This window comes from Tabrizicola sp., from assembly GCF_034366665.1.
Lineage (GTDB): Bacteria > Pseudomonadota > Alphaproteobacteria > Rhodobacterales > Rhodobacteraceae > Tabrizicola.
Map to the genome: position 1 here is coordinate 1 of NZ_JAXMMF010000130.1, position 17989 is coordinate 17989.

Genomic DNA, 17989 nt, shown 5'->3' on the forward strand with positions numbered 1-17989 from the left:
CATCGATGTCAAAATGATAAGGAGGTTCCCTTGCGGCTGGTGCGCCTCCCCATGTCAGCCAAAATCCAGTTTCCGTTGAAATGTCAGAATTTGCTTCGCAGAAGACCACGCAAGCGATGAGCGCCCACAGTGTCTTGTCGGGCATGTGAATACGGCCTTCGCCAGTATGGATCAGCCATTGGCTAACTCGTTGTGACGGACTCGCTGTGAAGGTGAACTCGTTTGCAATTTCCCACCCGTGAGCAAGCGAGCAGCGAAACGCGTGGTAGATTATGTCAGAAAAATCTGGCTTTTGGATAAATTTTCCACCGTCGCTTTCTATCTTGACGTTCGGGAAAACCGTCCCTGCCAAGTCAAGGCCCGCGCCAATAAATGCCTCGATAATCGGGTAGCTCTCACGTAAGATGCGCTTGAACTCTTCGCTCGTCACCTTGTTCTTGGCGTATCGCTTCCGAGCAGTTGCCTCTATTGCCGGGCAAATCAGGTCCATCCCTCTTGACCAGTTGCTTTCAAGACCTGCCTGGATGGCACCAATTACACGTTCTTCGATCTTCATCACGGTAAATCCCACTTAAGAACTGCGTCAGTCGACAGATACTTGCTATTAAGCTTGCGGGTTACAAAAAACTCTGCGGATCGATATCCACCGCCAACCGCATATCCCTCGGCAGCTTGAACTGCGCCAGCCACTCCGCCAAGGCTGCCTGCAACGGGGCCCCCTTCTCTGCCTTCACCAGCAGCCGCACACGGTGCCGTCCCCGGACCCGGGCGATCGGCGCCGGAGCAGGCCCCCAGACCTCCGCCCCGATCCGCCGCAACGGCTCGACCCGCCGCGCCAGCTCCCCGCCGAAATCGAACACCTGCGCCACGTCGGTCGACGACAGGATTATCCCCGCCATCCGTCCGTAAGGCGGCACGCCCGACGCGCGGCGCTCCGCTGCCTCGGCCCGCCAGAACGCCTCCTCATCCCCGCCCAGGATCGCGCGGATCACCGGATGTTCCGGCTGGTGGGTCTGGAGCCAGGCCTCGCCCTTCCGCTCCGCCGTCCGCCCCGCCCGGCCCGCGACCTGGCGCATCAGCTGAAACGTCCGCTCCGCCGCCCGCAGGTCGGACCCCTGCAACCCAAGGTCGGCGTCAATCACGCCCACCAGCGTCAGCAGGGGAAAGTTGTGCCCCTTGGCCACGATCTGCGTGCCGATGATGATGTCCGCCCCGCCCCCCGAAATCTCGGCAATCTTCTCCTTCAGCGCGCGCGCCGACCCGAACAGGTCCGACGACAACACCGCCACCCGGGCCTCCGGGAACCGCGCCGCCACCTCCTCCGCCAGCCGCTCCACCCCCGGGCCGACGGCGGCCATCCGTCCCTCGACGCCGCACGAAGGACAAGCCAAAGGCACCGGCTTCGTCGCCCCGCACTGGTGGCAGACCAGCCGCTTTTGGAACCGATGCTCCACCATCCGCGCGTCGCAGTGGTCGCAGCCCACCTGATGCCCGCAGGCCCGGCACAAAGTCACCGGGGCGAACCCCCGCCGGTTCAGGAACAACAGCGCCTGCTCGCCCCGCGCAACCACCACATCAACCTTCGCGGCCAATGTCGGGGAAATCCAGCGGTCCGAAGGCAGCCGTTCCGACCGCATATCAATCGCCCGCATCTCCGGCATTTCCGCCGCCCCGAACCGGGACCCAAGGTCCAGCCGCTGATACTTCCCCGCCTCGACATTCGCCCAGGTCTCCAGCGACGGCGTGGCGCTAGCCAGCACCACCGCGCACCCGGCAATCGCCGCCCGCAGCACCGCCATGTCCCGCGCGTTATAAAGGACCCCCTCCTCCTGCTTGTAGGAGGTGTCATGCTCCTCATCGACGACGATCAGCCCCAAGTCCTGGAACGGCAGGAAAAGCGCCGACCGCGCGCCCACGACCAGCCCCGCCTCCCCCTCCGCCGCCATCTTCCACAGCCGCCGCCGTTCCGTCATCGTGACGCCCGAATGCCACTCCGCCGGCCGCGCCCCGAACCGAGCCTCCACCCGAGTCAGAAACTCCGCCGTCAGCGCAATCTCCGGCAACAAGACCAACGCCTGCCGCCCGGCCCGCAGACACTCCGCCACCGCCTCCAGGTAGACCTCGGTCTTCCCCGACCCCGTCACCCCCTTCAAGAGCGTCGCCGAATACCCCCCCATCGCCACCGCCGCGACCAGCGCATCCCCCGCCGCGACCTGCTCCCCCTGCAGCCGCACCCCGACACCCGCCGACAGCCGGGGGTAAGGAGTATCCCGCGGCGCATCCACCTCCGCCACTACCCCCAGCTTCACCAACCCCTTAACGACCGAACTGCCGCAAGAAGCCGCCTCCACCAGCTCGCCCAAAGTGACCGGAGCCCCCCCGAACGACCGCAACGCCTCCACCACCCGATGCCGCGCCTCGGTCAGACTGTTGGGCACCACACCACTCAACCGGTACACCCGCCGCACCGACGCAGGCTCCCCCAACCCCGGAGTCCTGGTCGCCAACCGCAGCATCGCCGGCAACGGCGTCAGCGTGTACTCCGCTGCGCGACCAAGAAACGACCGCAACTCCAACCGCATCGGCCGCGCATCCAGCACCCGCCCCACCGGCCGCACCTTCGCCGGGTCCCATCCCCCGACCGCAGGCCCCCAGACCACACCCAGCACCTTCCGCGGCCCCAGCGGCACCTCGACGAAATCCCCGTCGCCGCAGCCGCCCTCCGGCGCGCGATAGTCCAGCACCCGGCCCAAAGGTTCCGTCGTCAGCACCCCGACCAGATCGCCCGCCTGATAGACCCGGTCCGCCACCTGAAACCTTTCGCTCATCCGCCGTTTGGGCTAAACCGCGACCCGAGAGCATTCAACCCCCGCGTTGCACCCCCCGCAACCGCCAAGGAGGCCCCCAATGAAATTCTTCATCGACACCGCCGACGTCGACGCCATCCGTGAGCTTCACGACCTCGGCATGGTCGACGGCGTCACTACCAACCCGTCGCTGATCCTGAAATCCGGCCGCAACATCCTGGAAGTCACCAAAGAGATCTGCTCCTTCGTCACCGGCCCCGTTTCAGCCGAAGTCGTGGCCCTGAAAGCCGAGGACATGATCGCCGAGGGCCGCAAACTCGCCGCCATCGCCCCCAACATCGCCGTGAAAGTCCCGCTGACCTGGGACGGCCTCAAGACCTGCAAGGTCCTGTCGTCTGAGGGCTTCATGGTCAACGTCACCCTCTGCTTTTCCGCCAACCAGGCCCTGATCGCCGCCAAGGCCGGAGCGACCTTCATCTCGCCCTTCATCGGGCGGCTGGACGACATCAACCTCGACGGCCTCGACCTGATCGGCGACATCCGCACGATCTATGACAACTACGACTTCAAGACCCAGATCCTTGCGGCCTCGATCCGCACCGCCAACCACGTCAAGGACTGCGCCCTGATCGGAGCCGACGTCGTCACCGCCCCCCCGGCCGTGATCAAGGCGCTGGCAAGCCACGTCCTGACCGACAAGGGCCTCGACCAGTTCAACGCCGACTGGGCGAAGACGGGTCAGAAGATCCTATAGTGGCGGGATACATTATCGGTCGGCTTAGACCAGCACCAACATGCTGGTCCTGAAATATACTATCCGATTGTGCCAAGCACTATCGGCCGATAGGCTCACGAAAACCGGCGAATCTTTGCCGCTCTGATCGGACGATCTGAATGCTTAAGAATTTTGACGACACCAACGAGCGTGTAGAAATAAGGAATCTTCTCTCCATTCGTTCAGCGAGCTTTGCACTTACGGACATTGGCGCCCTAATCGGCAAACAGGCGACTGGAAAATCGATCATCGCCAAACTTATATATTTTGGGCGCATGTACATTTCTGCTTACGCCAATAGCGTTGGGTCACCTGACTTTGACTTTAGGGCATTCAAGAGTGAACAACTTGGGGAATTCTTACTGCTTTTTGGAAACTTATTGGGCTACGACAAGCCGTTCCAGGCAACGTATTATCTTGGAGATGTAAGCATTTGCATCGAGCGGACATTTGCCGGCCATAGGCCAAAAATTTCTCAGAATTCCGAATTAGACAAAATTGGCTCTAACATAAAGAAGGATTTCAAGAACTACCTTAAAGAGAATGAGAACAAGAAACAGAGAAGAACTGCCTCCATATATTTCTACTATCAGTCTTCGCAAGAACGCAAAGAATTCTTCGCCACCGTGCCAAAGGTACTCTTTGTTCCAGCTTCTAGATCCTTCTATTCGACTGTAAGTGAAGAGCTATTTGCGTTTCTTGCCTCCGAGAAGAGAATTGATCCACTAATGGCTCAATTTGGAAATTTTTACGAGTTCGCAAAGAAAACGATTGCTGGAGATTGGTTTGGGTCCGGCATGAGCAAGGAAGAGAGGGCAAAAGTAAACGGGAGGATTCGCCCAGTCATCGACGGTGACTTCTTCCGACTAAAATCGAAGGACTATATTGGAACATCCTGGGGCAATGTGCCGTTACAAGCATCGTCATCTGGCCAACAAGAGTCATTACCCCTTCTATTGTCACTTCTGGAGTATCCAAACCCCGACGAACTGTCACAACTGCTAATTATTGAAGAGCCCGAAGCGCATCTATTCCCTGAGGCTCAGAAGTATGTTCTTGATTTGATGGTTGAGTGCGCAAAAGCAAGCGGCTGCAGAATGCTGTTCACAACCCATTCTCCCTACATGCTGGCCTGCTTAAACTATCATATCGAGCGCGAGAAACGCCACGCCGAACGACCATTGGCAATCTCGGCCCACTTGACGTCAAACGGTTCCTTGTCCCCGTTAATTGATGAGGAGTCAGGATTGATCGACACTAATGAGCTGGATAGTGTCTCAGAGGCGATAGCCGGTGAGTTTATGAAAGCATATGATGAGTAAATGCATTATTCTAACCAGTGGACACGTGAGCTGCCAAGACGGAAAACGCTTGTCGTCGTTTTTCATAGAGAACAAGTCAGGTAAACAATTGACCAAGTACGAAATTGATGGATGTTTGGTCTCTGAGACTGACCCCATCAAGCGTTGTGACTTTGGAGTTCAGGCTGACAACGTATATTGGCTTGTTGAATTGAAGGGTGGTGACTTTGCTGGCGCTGTTGAACAGATCGCTTCCACCTTTGAGAACTGCAAGTTTGTACCTCGAATGCCCATTACTCCGGTCATAGTTGTAACGACGTCACCGATTCCTGCAAAACGATTCAAGCACCTCGAACGTCTCAAGAAGGCACTAGGGAAGCACTGGTCCGGCGAGATAAAGGTAGGAACCAAGCGTGTGACTATTTCCATATAGCCCCTCACCGCACCAACGGCCCGCCAAACACCCGCTCCTCCCCCTCCGCCACCCCCTTCTGCACCCTCTCCTGCACGACGGCTCGCGCCGCCTGCTCCACCGGCGGCCCCACGTCCTCCCAGTCCCCGCCCATCGCCTTCGCCACATCCCCGAACTGCGGCTTCTCCCCCGACCAAGCCTCCTCCCGCTCCCGGTAATGCGCCAGCGTCTCGGCCCCCCGGATCACCCCGGCCAGCCGCGCGTGCATGTAGCTGCGCAAGACGTCGTTGATCCGCGGCCCGTACCCCTCGCCCATGGACCGGAAGAACTTCAACACATCCGCCTCCAGCGCCAGCGTCACCTTCACCTTCGCCGCGCGGGGCGTCGCCGTGGCGATCTGGTGCCACTCCTCGGGGATGCGCCCCGTCAGTTCGATGGTGTTGTGCAGGTCCCATTCCAGACGCCGCATGACGTCCATCATGTAGGTCATCTGGGCACGCTGGCGGGGGGTCTGTTTCTTGAGGTCAGGCATGGCGGAGTCCTTTGCGGCCCCCACGATCCCACCCAAAGGTTAACGCCAGCCGACCCATACGTGCGTATGGACGGTTTCCATACCGGAACCCGACGCTGTCCAGACCCACTGTTGCATCCCTGCCCCATCCGCCGCCACCCCCATCGAAAACCTGTCGCCATCCACCTGAGCTTCGGCCTATAGTCCGCAGGAATTCCGACGGAAACTGGCCCTCCCATGATCGAACCCGACCTCCGCGACCGGATCCTTGCCGAGCCTGAGCGGCTCCTCGAAGACCGCGACGTGATGAACGCCCTCGTCTCCGCCAACGAGCGCGAACGGGGCGCGAACATCGTCGACCTCCGCGGCATCGCGATGCAGCGTCTGGAAAGCCGTCTTGACCGGCTGGAGGACACACATAGGTCAGTGATTGCAGCGGCTTACGAGAACCTGGCCGGCACCAACCAGGTCCACCGCGCCGTCCTGCAACTGCTGGAGCCCACGAATTTCGAAAGCTTCATCAAGGCCCTGACCGGCGAGGTCGCCCAGACCCTCCGCGTCGACACGGTCCGCCTGGTCCTCGAAACCCTGCAAGACGACCCCGACGCCGACCCCACCCTCCGCCGCCTGGGCGAAGTGCTGCAAGTCGCCCCCGCGGGCTTTGTCGGCACTTACCTGACCAACGGCCGCAACGGCCCCGGCCGCCAGATCGTGCTGCGTTCCGTGACCGCCCTTGCCGTTAATCTTTACGGCAACCGGGCCGAGGATCTGCAATCGGAAGCCCTGATGAAACTCGACCTCGGCCCCAACCGCCTGCCGGGGATGCTGGTTTTTGCGTCGGAAGACCCGACCCAGTTCAAGTCCACCCACGGCACTGATCTTCTTCAGTTTTTCGCGGGCGTCTTCGAACGCTCGATGCGCCGGTGGCTCGGCTGAGCGACCCCTTCCTCGCCCCCGCCCTTGGGGCCGCGCTGGCGCAGTGGCTTTCACACCTGCAGGCGCTGGAGGGTGCTTCGGTTAACACGGTCGAAGCCTACCGCCGCGACGTTGCTCGCTACCTGAAGTTCCTCTCCGCCCACAGTGGCGGGGACCAGGGTATCGCCGCCGTCGCCCGCACCACCCAATCCGACCTCCGCGCCTGGATGGCCGAGGAACGCGCCCGCGGCCTGTCTGCAAGGTCCCTGGCCCGCGCCCTGTCGGCCATCAAAGGCTTCACCGCATGGGCCGCCGATCGGACCAACACAGACGCGACCACCGTCCTTTCCGCCCGCGGCCCCAAGTTCCGCCGCAAGCTCCCCCGCCCCCTGTCGGAAGACGGCGCCGCCGCGATGCTGACGGAAATCGGCACCGACGCCCGCGAAGACTGGATCGCCGCGCGCGACACCGCCATCGCCACGCTCCTCTACGGCCTCGGCCTGCGCATATCCGAGGCGCTTTCCCTTACCGGGACGGACCACCCCATGCCGCCGACACTGCGCATCACCGGCAAGGGCGGCAAGACCCGGCCCGTCCCGGTGATCCCCGCCGCCGCCGAGGCCGTTGCTGAATATGTGCGGCTGTGCCCTTACGACCTTGCTGCGAAAGACCCCCTCTTCCGCGGCGCACGCGGCGGCCCGGTCAATCCGCGTCTGATCCAGGCCGCGATGGAGCGGGCCCGCCTTCGCCTGGGTCTGCCCGCCACCGCCACACCCCATGCGCTGCGGCACAGCTTTGCCACGCACCTCTTGTCCGCCGGCGGAGACTTGCGCGCGATCCAGGAACTGCTCGGCCATGCGTCGCTCTCCACCACCCAGGCCTACACCGCCGTCGATGCCGCCCGGCTGATGGAAGTCTACGAAAAAGCCCACCCCCGGGCCTGATTGCGGCACCTCCCAGTTGCACCGCGCCCCGTAATCCGCCATCAAGTCCCCATGAGCCCGCGTCTGAAAGCCCTCTCTGTTCACCTGCTCACCGCCTCTGGCGCCGTGCTGGCCATGTTCGCCATGCTTGCCGCCGTGAAAGGCGAATGGAGCCTGATGTTCCTCTGGCTGGTGCTGGCGCTGATCGTCGACGGGATCGATGGCCCGCTGGCCCGCAAGTACGAGGTCCACACGAACTGGCCGACCTATGATGGCGTGCTGATGGACCTGATCGTGGACTATCTGACCTATGTCTTCATCCCGGCCTTCGCGCTGTTCCAGTCCGGACTCCTGCCCGGCTGGACCGGCTGGCTGGCGATCATCGTGATCTGCTTCGGCTCGGTGGTGTATTTCGCGGACACCCGCATGAAGACCAAGGACAAAAGCTTTGCGGGCTTTCCGGCCTGCTGGAACATGGTGGTCCTGGTCCTGTTCGCGACCAAGCCTGGCGAGGCGGTGATCCTGATGGTGGTGATCCTGCTGACGGTGACGATGTTCACCAATCTCAAGTTCATCCATCCCGTTCGCACCAGTCGCTGGTACGAGCTGTCGCTTGGCGTCTGCATCGCCTGGATCGTCCTGGCCGGCTGGGCCGCCTGGTGGGATTTCAACGAGGGTCCGGTGGCGAAGTGGCTTCTGGTGCTGACCTCGATGTACCTGATGCTGGCAGGGATCGCGCAGCAGATCATCCCCGAAGGCATCCGCCGGGTGCGTTAGACGGAACGCTCGTCGATGACTGCGTCACTCCTCGCTGCGTCGAGCGAGGAGACGTCGAAGACGTACGACGAGCGGCCCGTTCAAAGCCGCGTCAGCATCACGCCCGCCACGATGATAAGCGCCGCCACGGCCTTCTCTCCGGTCATCTTCTCGCCGAAGATCAGCCAGCCGATCAGCACCGCAAACAGGATCGAGGTCTCGCGCAGGGCGGCGACCACGGCGATGGGTGCCGTCGTCATCGCCCAGATCGACACCGCATAGGCCCCGTAGCTGGCCGCTGACGCGAAGGAGCCCATCCGCCAGGCCTGCCAGTTGCGCGGGATCACGTCCCAGCCGCGCAGCGCCAGCATCCCCAGCGTGAAGAACACGCCATCGGCCACGAAGACCCAGGCGACATAGGCGGCAGGTGAGCCCGAGACCCGTGCCCCCATCCCGTCGATCAGCGTGTAGGTCGCGGTCGCACAGGCCGAACCCAGAGCGAAGGGCAAGAGCTTGCGGTCCTCGCCGCTGGTGAACACACCGCGCGCCATCAGCAGGATGCCGGCCGCCACCACCGCGATGCCGATGTATTCCTGCTGCGTCACCGCGTCGGTCAGGAAGGCCGCGCCGAAGACGGCCACGATCATCGGAGCGGCCCCCCGCGCGATGGGGTAGACCCGGCTCAGATCGCCCCGGTCATAGGCGTAGGTCAGGAAGAATTTGTAGGCGAAATGCGTGCAACCCGCCGCGATGACCCAGGGGATTGCTGCGCGGTCAATGGCCGGGGTCAGCAGCACAACGGCCAGGCCGATCGGCACCTCGACAATGGACAGGATCACCATCCCGCCGACCTTCGAGGTCCCCATCTTGATCAGCGCATTCCACAGCGCATGCAGGAAAGCCGCACCAAGGACGGCCAGGAAGATGCCAAGGCTCAACGCGCACCTGTCATGAAACTGTCACGAGAAGGCGTAAGCCCGGGCGGCATCGCGCACAAGCCGTCGCTTGAGTCCAGTGTCCTGGCGTCGATAGGCTCAGGGCAAGGGTAGGGTGGGCGATATCGCCCACCCTACGCCTGCGCTCAGCGCAACCGCAGCCGGATTGGTCCCCGTGCCGCGACAGGGTCCACCTCCACCCCGTTCTGCGTTGCCATGATCTCGGGCATCCCCCCCGCCACCCGTCGCACCTCGGGCATCAGCGCCTGCCAGTCCTCTGGCTCCAAAGCCCTCGCCACCTCGGATGGGCAGAGCGACTTGTCCCGCCCCCTTTGCAACGCCAGGTCAAGGATGGCCTCGCGCAGCCAGGTCATAGCAGCAGCGCCCCCTCGTGACGCAAGAGGGCCGCCTTCGTCTTGACCCCGCCGGGTGCCGAGAAGCCGCCGAACCAGTTCGTTCCCGTCACCCGGTGGCACGGGATCACGATGGGCAGGGGGTTCGCGCCGCAGGCCTGCCCCACGGCCTGCGCCGGGGCACCGACCGCCTTGGCGATCTGGCCGTAGGTCCGCGTCTCGCCCCAGGGAATCGCGGCCATCGCCCGCCGCACGTCGGCGTGCAGCCCTGTCCCCCAGTCGAGCGGCAGATCAAAGCGCCTGAGCTGCCCGGCGAAATAGGCCGCAAGCTGCGCCAGCCCCTCGGCCAGCAGCGCGCTTTCCCCCTGTTCTTCGGGCAGCCGCCACTCCAGCCCCACGAGGACGCCATCCCGTTCGACCAGACTGACCGGCCCGAACGGCCCCGTCATACCTGCCCTGCGCACCGACCCGCTCACCGCCGCCCCTCGCGCAGCGGCGCGAAGGCCTGGCGCAGCACTTCGGCCATCCCCTCCACCGCCGGAGAGGTTCCCCGCGGGTTCCGCCGCAGGACCACCCGGGCCTGGTCGACGATGGGAAACCCGTCCTCGGTCGTCAGCTCGCGGCAGCCCGCAGGGATCGTGCTGCGGGACAGGGGGGCAATCGCCATTCCGTTCGTCACCGCCACCCGGAAGCCCCCCGCCATGTCGCAGGCCCAGGCCGCGCGCCAGTCGATGCCCAGACGGTTCAGCGAACCTTCCACGTAGTCCCGGCTCCACTCCGACTTGAAGTATACCGCTACCGGAACAGGCCGCCGCAGGTGCTGGGCATGCGTCAAGGACGTCACCCAGACCGTCGGGTCGATGCACAGAACCTCGCCATCCTGCACGTATTGCCAGTCGTAGATCACCCCCAGGTCGATCTCGTCCGCCTCCAGCGCCGCGATCTGCGCCGTGGAATGATCCACCCGGACCGAGACCTGCACCCCTTCGTGCCGCTCGTCGAAGGCCGCAAGCGCGCGCGGCAGGACCGTCCCGGAGTATTCGTCCGAGATCCCCACCCGCACCGGCCCGACCAGCGGCTTTTCCCGTAGCGCCACAGCCGCCTCGTCCAGAAGCGCCACCACCCGCCGCGCATAGGGCACCAGCTGCTCACCGCGAGGCGTCAGCACCACCCCGCGCGCCTGCCGCTGAAAGAGGGGCTGGCCCAGGCTGTCCTCCAGCCGCTTGACCTGCAGGCTGACCGCCGATTGCGTCCGGTAAAGCCGCCCCGCTGCCGCCGTGACGGACCCGGAGTCCGCCACCGCCAGAAAGCTGCGCATCAGATCGCTGTCCAGCGGCTGCATCGGTCCATCCATGAGTCAGGCTTATGTCACCCATCAAACCTATTCGTTTGTGAAATGTCAAACCCGGGCCTATCTCTGGGCTTCAAGCACAGGAGACCATCATGTTCGCCCGCCTCTTCGCCCTTCTGCAGCTGCGCCGTTCGACCGCGTTCCTGCTGGAACGCGAAGACGATCATTTGCTGGACGACATCGGTCTGACCCGTGCCGAGCTTGTGGCCCTGCGCCGCGGCGACATCCTTGCCGATGCGCAGGTCAAGACATTGCGCTTTCATTCGACGCCGACGCCCCGCGGTCTCCCCGTAAGCGCTTCGGCCTGACTCTTCGCCGGGGGTCTGGGGCCCTCGGCGAAGATTTTTCCCTTAGCCCAGCGCGTCGTTGCAGCGCTGGCAGGTGCCGGGGTGCTTGTGCGTGCCGACGTCCGGCAAGACGCGCCAGCAGCGATCGCACTTCTCACCCGTGGCCGGCGCGAAGACCACGGCCACATCGGCGACGTCCGGCAACCGGAACGCGTCCTCCGGCGCGGGCTTGGTGGACAGCCAGATGCACGAGGTGATGCACAACTCCTCGAACTTCACCGTCTCCAGCACCTGCATCATCACCGGCGAGACAAACACCGTCGGCGCCGCCTCCAGGCTGGAGCCGATCACCTTGGCCGTCCGCTGCACCTCCAGCGCGCCCGTGACCACCCGGCGCACCTCGCGCACGTGGTTCCACTTCGCGGCGAGGGCCTCGTCCAGCCAGGCCTTTGGTGTCTCGGGGAAGTCGACCAGGTGGACCGACGACTCCTCCCCCGGGAACCGCTCCAGCCAGACTTCCTCCATCGTGAAGACCAGAACCGGGGCCAGCCAGGTGGTCAGCCGGTGGAACAGGATGTCCATCACCGTCCGGCACGACCGCCGCGTCAGGCTGTCCGCCGGATCGCAGTAAAGGCTGTCCTTGCGGACGTCGAAATAGATCGCCGACAGGTCGGTGGTGCAGAAGGTGAAGAGCTTCTGGAACACCCCCTGGAAGTCGTACCTGGCATAGCCCTCGCGCACTTCGGCATCCAGTTCCGCCAGCCGGTGCAGGATGAACCGTTCGCTCTCCGGCATGTCCGTCACGTCGACACGCTCGGCCTCGGTGAACCCCTTCAGCGCGCCAAGCATATACCGCATCGTGTTGCGCAGACGCCTGTAGCTGTCGGCGACGCCTTTCAGGATCTCCTTCCCGATGCGCAGGTCCACGGTGTAATCCGACTGCGCCACCCAAAGCCGCAGGATATCCGCGCCGTATTCCTTGATGACTTCCTCGGGCGCCACGGTGTTGCCCAAGGATTTGGACATCTTCATGCCCTTCTCGTCCAGCGTGAAGCCGTGAGTCAGCACGCCGCGATACGGCGCCCGCCCCTTGGTCCCGCAGGCCTGCAGCATCGAGGAATGGAACCACCCGCGATGCTGGTCGGTGCCCTCCAGATACAGGTCCGCAATCCCGTCCGGCGACCCATCCTCGCGGTCGCGCAGCACGAAGGCATGAGTGGACCCTGAGTCAAACCAGACGTCCAGCACGTCGAAGACCTGTTCATAATCCAACGGATTCACGATGCCAGAGAGCATCTTCTCCTTGAATCCTTGCACATACCAGACATCGGCCCCGTCAGCCTCGAACGCCGCCTTGATCCGGGCGTTGACCTCGGCGTTGCGCAACAGGAAGTCCGGTGCATCCGGCCGCGCGCCCTTCTTGACGAAGGCCGTCAGCGGCACGCCCCAGGCGCGCTGCCGCGACAGCACCCAATCCGGGCGCGCCTCAATCATCGAAAACAGCCGGTTCCGCCCGGTCGAGGGCGTCCAGTCGACCAGCTGATTGATCGAGGTCAGCGCCCGCGCCCGGATCGTCGCGCCATAGGTCGACAGCCCGTCGTCCAGCGTCTTGTCGATGGCGACAAACCACTGCGGCGTGTTGCGATAGATGACCGGCGCCTTCGACCTCCACGAATGCGGGTAGGAATGCTTCAACTTCGCCTTGGCAAACAGCGCGCCGGAGTAGGCGAGTTGCTTGATGACCGACACGTTCGCCGGTCCCTCTTTCCCATCCGGAGTGATGATGTGCTGCCCGCCAAAGAGCGGCAGGTCGGCGCGATACGACCCATCCGCCTCGACGTTGTAGGTCATCGGCAGGCCAAACTTCACGCCCAGCTGATAGTCGTCGTCGCCGTGGGAAGGAGCCGTATGCACGAACCCCGTCCCCGCATCGTCGGTGACATGGTCGCCGGGGAGCATCGGGACATCATAGTCCCACTCACCGTTGCCGCCTTCGATGGAACGGAAGGGGTGGGCCATGACGAAACCGGCAAGGTCCGCCGCCGAGATATCGCCCAGTCGGCGCACCATCTCCGGCCCAACCAGCTTGGCCTGACTGAACACGGCTTCTGCCAGCTTGTCCGCAACGATCACACGGTGCCCGATGGTCGCCGAACTCTCCTCCGGCCGACCGATGATCTCGTAAAGCCCGTAGGCGATCTCCGGTCCGAAGGCCACCGCCCGGTTCTGCGGGATGGTCCAGGGGGTGGTCGTCCAGATCACCACATCGGTCGGCGTCTTGGTAAAGACAGCGTCCCCGTGGATCACCCGGAACCGCACCCAGACCTGATGGCTGGTATGGTCGTGATACTCCACCTCCGCCTCGGCCAGCGCGGTCTTCTCCACCGGAGACCACATCACCGGCTTCGACCCTTGATACAGCGACCCGTTCATGACGAACTTCATGAACTCGTCCGCGATCACCGCCTCGGCGTGGTAGTCCATCGTGAGGTAAGGCCGGTCCCACTTCCCCGTGACGCCCAGCCGCTTGAACTCCTCGCGCTGCACCCCGATCCAGCCCTCGGCAAAGCGGCGGCATTCCTGGCGGAAATCGACGATGTCCACGTCGTCCTTGTTCAGGCCCTTAGCGCGGTATTGCTCCTCAATCTTCCACTCGATCGGCAATCCGTGACAATCCCAGCCAGGCACATAACGGGCATCGCGGCCCATCATCTGCTGGGACCGGACCACCATGTCCTTCAGCACCTTGTTCAGCGCATGGCCGATGTGCAGGTGCCCGTTGGCATAGGGAGGGCCGTCATGCAGCACGAATGGCGCCCGCCCCGCGGCAGAGCACCGCAGCCGGTCATAGACTCCGATCCGCTCCCACCGCGCCAGCCATTCCGGCTCGCGCTGGGGCAGGCCCGCCCGCATCGGGAAGGCGGTCTCGGGCAGGAAAACGGTATCGCGATAGTCGGGCGTGTCAGAGGTGGGGGCGGCGGTATCGGCGCACATGGCAGGGAAACCTCAAATCAGGGGCAGGTCGGCCCGGGAAAGGGCCAGCGACAACAGGAAAACCCGGCCGGGCCTCAGCCCGCCGGGCAAGTAATTCGCGCGCGAAGAACCGGACCCATCTGCATGCCGGGCCTTATAGACAAAGGCCGGGGAACGGTCCAGCCCGGCCCGACGTCTTTCACCTGGCACCAAATATCCTCTGGGGGTCCCGGGGGGCGAAGCGCCCCCGTCACCGAGGAGGAGGCGCAGCCCGACGACGAGACAAAAGGCTTGCGCGCCAGCGCTCAATTCCAAACCCGTCCCGACCCGCGACACCGCCGCCCTTGCGAAAGCCGCAATCCTTTGCCACCGATGCGCGCATGACTTACCGCATCGCCATCGCCGGGGCCGGGATGGGTGGCCTCGCCGCCGCAACGCTTCTTGCGCAGGACGGCCACGCCGTCACCCTTTTCGAACGCTTCGCAGAAGCCAGACCCGTCGGCTCCGGCCTTGTGGTCCAGCCCGTCGGGCTTGCCGTCCTGGACGCCCTCGGCGCGGGGGACGAGGCTCGCAGCCTTGGCGCACCCCTGACCCGGATGCTTGGCCACTCTGGCAGCCGTATTGCGCTTGACGTGGCCTACCGGCCCGGCCAGCCCGGCCTTGCCATGCACCGCTCTGCCCTGTTCCACTGCCTGTGGCAGGCTGCCACCCGCGCCGGGGTCAACCCCACCACCGGCCACACCGCCACCGGCACGCGAGAGGGGCCGACGGGCATCCACTTCACCACCGACCGGGGCGACCACGGCCCCTTCGACCTGATCGTCGACGCCTCGGGCGCGGCCTCAAGACTTTCCCCGCTCAAGGCCAAACCCCTCCCGTTCGGAGCCGTCTGGGCCCATGTCCCCTGGCCCGTCACGGACCTGCCCGGAAATGAACTGCGCCAGCGGTACCACCATGCCTCACGCATGGCCGGCATCCTGCCCATCGGACACCTGCCCGACGATCCGACCCCAAGGGCTGCCATCTTCTGGTCGCTTCCGGCCGCCGACCTTGACGCCTGGCCGGAACGGGACCTGAACGACTGGAAGGCCGAGGTCACCACCTTCTGGCCCGCCTTGTCCCCCTTCCTGGCCCAGATCACCGACAAGGTCCAACTCACCCCCGCCCGCTACAGTCACGGGACCCTTGCCAAGCCCCACAGCCTGCGCCTGATCCACATCGGCGACGCCGCCCACCGCGCCAGCCCGCAGCTTGGCCAGGGCGCAAACATGGCGCTGCTCGACGCGCGGGCGCTGGCCCTTGCGCTTCGGCTTCCGCTGGAGGACGCCCTGCCCCGCTACCGCCAGACCCGCCGCTGGCACCTGGGCCTGTACCAGACCCTTTCTGCCGCCTTCACCCCGCAATACCAGTCGCACAGCCGCGCCCTGCCCGCTGCCCGAGATCACCTGATGTCGCCGCTCTCGCGCCTCTGGCCCCTGCCGCGCATCCTCTCGGCCCTCGTCTCTGGCGACCTGATTCCGCCCATCGCGGGCCAACCCGGCGACACGTGATCACGGTAAACACTTGCTGACTGCCCACACCCAAGCGATTGAATTCATTGGCAACGCTCCGGGTGTCCTGCGTGGACAAGGCTGGACAGCCCGTCTCCGACCTGCCATCCTGACCCCATGAAACTTGCATCCCTCAACGTCCTTGGGCAGGATCTGCAGCCCTGCTCCTCTGACCCGGTCACCGGCTTTTTCCGCGATGGCTGCTGCAACACCGGCCCGATGGACCGCGGTCTGCACACCTTCTGCGCCCTGATGACGGCCGAGTTTCTGGCCCTGTCGAAATACCTCGGCAATGACCTCTCGACCCCCCGGCCTGAATTCGGGTTTCAGGGGCTGAAGCCCGGCGACCAGTGGTGCCTTTGCGCCGCCCGGTTCCTGCAGGCGCATGAAGAGGGTGCTGCCCCCAAGGTCCGCCTTGCCGCGACGCACGAGGCCACCCTTGCCGTCGTCCCGCTGGACATCCTGCGGCAATACGCCACCGACTGACCCGCTGCGCGCCGATGGACTTCCGTCCTGCCCCGCGCGACACCAGCGAGGAGCGCGCGGAAAGCGCGACGACGAGCGAACCCCATGATACCGCCCCGCTTCGATGTCACCGAAGACCAGATCGCCCGCGTCGTGGCGACATTCTACACCTGTGTCCGCGACCACCCCGGCCTTGGACCGGTCTTTGCGGCCCATGTCACCGACTGGCCCGCGCACGAGGCGAAGATCACCCGCTTCTGGCGCAACGCCATCCTGCACGAACGCAGCTACGACGGGAACCCGCTGGCCGTCCACCGCGCGGCAGGGAATGTCCGGCTGGGGATGTTCGATGTCTGGCTTGGCCTGTTCGACAGCGTGCTCAAGCTGGAACTCCCGCCCGAAACCGCCGCGCAGTGGTCTGCGCTGGCCCACCGCATCGGGCGCGGCCTCATGTTCGGGATGCAGGGGGACCGGGGCGCGCCGCCCTCACTTCGCTGAGATCATGGTCGAGGCCGGGGCCGCAGGCATCGGACGCACCGCCCCGTCGTCGCGCATCAGATCCTCGATGAACAGCGACAGAAGCTGCGACCGACCGCTGACTCCGGCCTTGCGGTAGATCGCATTGGTCTGCGCCTTCACGGTGCCCTCGGACGTCGCGCGCAACGCGGCGATTTCCGAGGTCGACATGCCCTTGATCGCAAACAGTGCCACGTCCTTTTCCGACGGCGTCAGCCCCCATTCCGCAAAGCGTTCCTGCAGAAGGTCCATGAAGGCCCCCGACGCCCGCCGAAGTTGTTCCTCGGCAGAGTGTCGGTCCCGCAGCGCCCGCCGCAGCATCATGCCGCCGATCACCACCCCAAGGATCAGCCCGAACGCCGCGCCGATCTCCAGCAGTTCGCGCATCTCCCAGCTGATTGGCGCGGTCTGAAATCCGAAGAAGGATGACAGGATGTCAGACACGAAGAAAAAGGCGCACAGCGCCTGGATCACGAAGATCGCGATGAAGGGGGCCGCGCGCTTCACGCCGATGCCCGATCCGCGTGCCCTGTCACAGGATCAGTCGTCGTCGTCGTCGTCGTCTCCGTCGTCACCGCCACCACCACTGCCGCTGTTGTCGTCATCATCATCATCGTCATCGTCGTCATCGTCATCGTCATCATCGTCATCATCATCATCGTCGTGCGACCTGCCCGAGCGGGAACGATCCTCGATGATCTCGACCTTGCCCTTGCCGCCGGATTTAGGTGACCAGAAATCGCGCAGGATCTCTCCGGTGCGTGGGTTGATGATGATCTCGCGCGCGCCATCGCCGCGCGATGCAACAATCCGAACGCGTCCCAGCAGGGTGCGTTCCGTGACGACAGAGCGGAAGCCCTGTCGCTTCAGCTGGGCGACAATGTCGTCCACAACCCCCTGAGCCAGCGCAGGACCTGCCACCGCAGCCCCCGTCACCAGCCCGATAAGAAACGCCCGGCGTTTCATGTCATACCCCACCCAGGTTCAGGCCGACTATGCGACATGGGTCGGACCCCGGCAAGACCGGGGCCCGAGCACAGGTCAGAGTCCGACCTCAGTTGTCGTCCTTGTCGTCATCATCATCATCATCATCGTCATCGTCATGGTCCGAGCCATGATCGTCGCCGTCATCATCGTCATCATCATCGTCGTCGTCGTG

Annotated in this window: 20 protein-coding genes; 10 read left to right on the plus strand and 10 right to left on the minus strand. The window is 64.2% G+C overall.

From position 1 onward, the window contains the following. The coding region (locus tag U1E69_RS18895; RefSeq protein WP_322245967.1) for a hypothetical protein at positions 1 to 556 on the minus strand (556 nt) is incomplete at its 3' end. A 61-nt stretch (positions 557 to 617) separates the two neighbouring features. Then, positions 618 to 2828 (minus strand): primosomal protein N', encoded by a 2211-nt coding sequence (locus U1E69_RS18900; protein ID WP_322245968.1) that lies wholly within the window; start codon positions 2826 to 2828, stop codon positions 618 to 620. 79 nt (positions 2829 to 2907) lie between these two features. On the opposite strand from U1E69_RS18900, the gene fsa reads away from it, so the two are divergent. Together fsa and U1E69_RS18910 are read left to right on the plus strand one after the other, a co-directional pair. Then, entirely contained in the window at positions 2908 to 3561 is a 654-nt protein-coding gene (gene fsa, locus U1E69_RS18905; protein ID WP_322245969.1) for a fructose-6-phosphate aldolase, read from the plus strand. Between the two features lie 140 nt (positions 3562 to 3701). Next, complete coding sequence (locus U1E69_RS18910) at positions 3702 to 4904, plus strand: AAA family ATPase (RefSeq protein WP_322245970.1); 1203 nt, start codon at positions 3702 to 3704, stop codon at positions 4902 to 4904. A 416-nt stretch (positions 4905 to 5320) separates the two neighbouring features. On the opposite strand, the gene U1E69_RS18915 is transcribed toward U1E69_RS18910, so the two are convergent. Further along, the gene (locus tag U1E69_RS18915; protein ID WP_322245971.1) at positions 5321 to 5827 is read right to left on the minus strand and encodes a BrnA antitoxin family protein; all 507 of its coding nucleotides are present in this window, start codon (positions 5825 to 5827) and stop codon (positions 5321 to 5323) included. Positions 5828 to 6043: 216 nt separating this feature from the next. Between U1E69_RS18915 and U1E69_RS18920 the strand changes: the two genes are divergently transcribed. From U1E69_RS18920 to U1E69_RS18930, 3 genes are read left to right on the plus strand one after another with little or no spacing between them, the layout of a single operon-like run. Then, complete coding sequence (locus U1E69_RS18920; RefSeq protein WP_322245972.1) at positions 6044 to 6742, plus strand: DUF484 family protein; 699 nt, start codon at positions 6044 to 6046, stop codon at positions 6740 to 6742. Then, entirely contained in the window at positions 6730 to 7665 is a 936-nt protein-coding gene (locus U1E69_RS18925) for a tyrosine recombinase XerC (RefSeq protein WP_322245973.1), read from the plus strand. Before U1E69_RS18920 ends, U1E69_RS18925 begins: the two co-directional genes overlap by 13 nt. A 51-nt stretch (positions 7666 to 7716) precedes the next feature. Next, positions 7717 to 8421 (plus strand): CDP-alcohol phosphatidyltransferase family protein, encoded by a 705-nt coding sequence (locus U1E69_RS18930; RefSeq protein WP_322245974.1) that lies wholly within the window; start codon positions 7717 to 7719, stop codon positions 8419 to 8421. An 80-nt stretch (positions 8422 to 8501) separates the two neighbouring features. On the opposite strand, the gene U1E69_RS18935 is transcribed toward U1E69_RS18930, so the two are convergent. The 4 genes from U1E69_RS18935 to U1E69_RS18950 all read right to left on the minus strand — a co-directional run bounded on the left by U1E69_RS18935 (position 8502) and on the right by U1E69_RS18950 (position 11030). Further along, positions 8502 to 9338: a DMT family transporter gene (locus U1E69_RS18935; protein WP_322245975.1), complete on the minus strand. Its 837-nt coding sequence runs from the start codon at positions 9336 to 9338 to the stop codon at positions 8502 to 8504. 143 nt (positions 9339 to 9481) lie between these two features. Next, positions 9482 to 9709: a DUF3253 domain-containing protein gene (locus U1E69_RS18940; RefSeq protein ID WP_322245976.1), complete on the minus strand. Its 228-nt coding sequence runs from the start codon at positions 9707 to 9709 to the stop codon at positions 9482 to 9484. Continuing rightward, a complete protein-coding gene (locus U1E69_RS18945) occupies positions 9706 to 10137 on the minus strand; it encodes a methylated-DNA--[protein]-cysteine S-methyltransferase (RefSeq protein WP_322245977.1) in 432 nt (143 codons plus the stop codon). Before U1E69_RS18945 ends, U1E69_RS18940 begins: the two co-directional genes overlap by 4 nt. 23 nt (positions 10138 to 10160) lie before the next feature. Then, positions 10161 to 11030 (minus strand): LysR family transcriptional regulator, encoded by an 870-nt coding sequence (locus U1E69_RS18950; protein WP_322245978.1) that lies wholly within the window; start codon positions 11028 to 11030, stop codon positions 10161 to 10163. Positions 11031 to 11131: 101 nt separating this feature from the next. On the opposite strand from U1E69_RS18950, the gene U1E69_RS18955 reads away from it, so the two are divergent. Continuing rightward, on the plus strand, positions 11132 to 11347 hold the full coding sequence (locus tag U1E69_RS18955; RefSeq protein ID WP_322245979.1) for a DUF1127 domain-containing protein: 216 nt from the start codon (positions 11132 to 11134) through the stop codon (positions 11345 to 11347). 42 nt (positions 11348 to 11389) lie between these two features. Here the strand turns inward: U1E69_RS18955 and ileS are convergent, their stop codons facing one another. Continuing rightward, a complete protein-coding gene (gene ileS / locus U1E69_RS18960) occupies positions 11390 to 14320 on the minus strand; it encodes an isoleucine--tRNA ligase (RefSeq protein ID WP_322245980.1) in 2931 nt (976 codons plus the stop codon). A gap of 359 nt (positions 14321 to 14679) precedes the next feature. Here ileS and U1E69_RS18965 point away from each other — a divergent pair, with 359 nt between their 5' ends. The 3 genes from U1E69_RS18965 (at position 14680) to U1E69_RS18975 (ending at position 16812) form a co-directional block, all read left to right on the plus strand. Then, positions 14680 to 15849, plus strand: coding sequence for an NAD(P)/FAD-dependent oxidoreductase (locus U1E69_RS18965; protein ID WP_322245981.1), 1170 nt, complete (start codon positions 14680 to 14682; stop codon positions 15847 to 15849). Positions 15850 to 15966: 117 nt separating this feature from the next. Then, a complete protein-coding gene (locus U1E69_RS18970) occupies positions 15967 to 16335 on the plus strand; it encodes a DUF2237 domain-containing protein (RefSeq protein WP_322245982.1) in 369 nt (122 codons plus the stop codon). 84 nt (positions 16336 to 16419) lie between these two features. After that, a complete protein-coding gene (locus tag U1E69_RS18975; protein ID WP_322245983.1) occupies positions 16420 to 16812 on the plus strand; it encodes a group III truncated hemoglobin in 393 nt (130 codons plus the stop codon). Here U1E69_RS18975 and U1E69_RS18980 read toward each other — a convergent pair. Continuing rightward, positions 16801 to 17337, minus strand: a complete 537-nt coding sequence (locus tag U1E69_RS18980; protein WP_322245984.1) for a helix-turn-helix transcriptional regulator — start codon at positions 17335 to 17337, stop codon at positions 16801 to 16803. The two genes, U1E69_RS18975 and U1E69_RS18980, sit on opposite strands and share 12 nt — an antisense overlap. Positions 17338 to 17370: 33 nt before the next feature. Further along, on the minus strand, positions 17371 to 17796 hold the full coding sequence (locus tag U1E69_RS18985) for a hypothetical protein (RefSeq protein WP_322245985.1): 426 nt from the start codon (positions 17794 to 17796) through the stop codon (positions 17371 to 17373). Between U1E69_RS18985 and U1E69_RS18990 the strand changes: the two genes are divergently transcribed. Continuing rightward, the coding region (locus tag U1E69_RS18990; RefSeq protein ID WP_322245986.1) for a hypothetical protein at positions 17795 to 17989 on the plus strand (195 nt) is incomplete at its 3' end. The genes U1E69_RS18985 and U1E69_RS18990 overlap by 2 nt on opposite strands.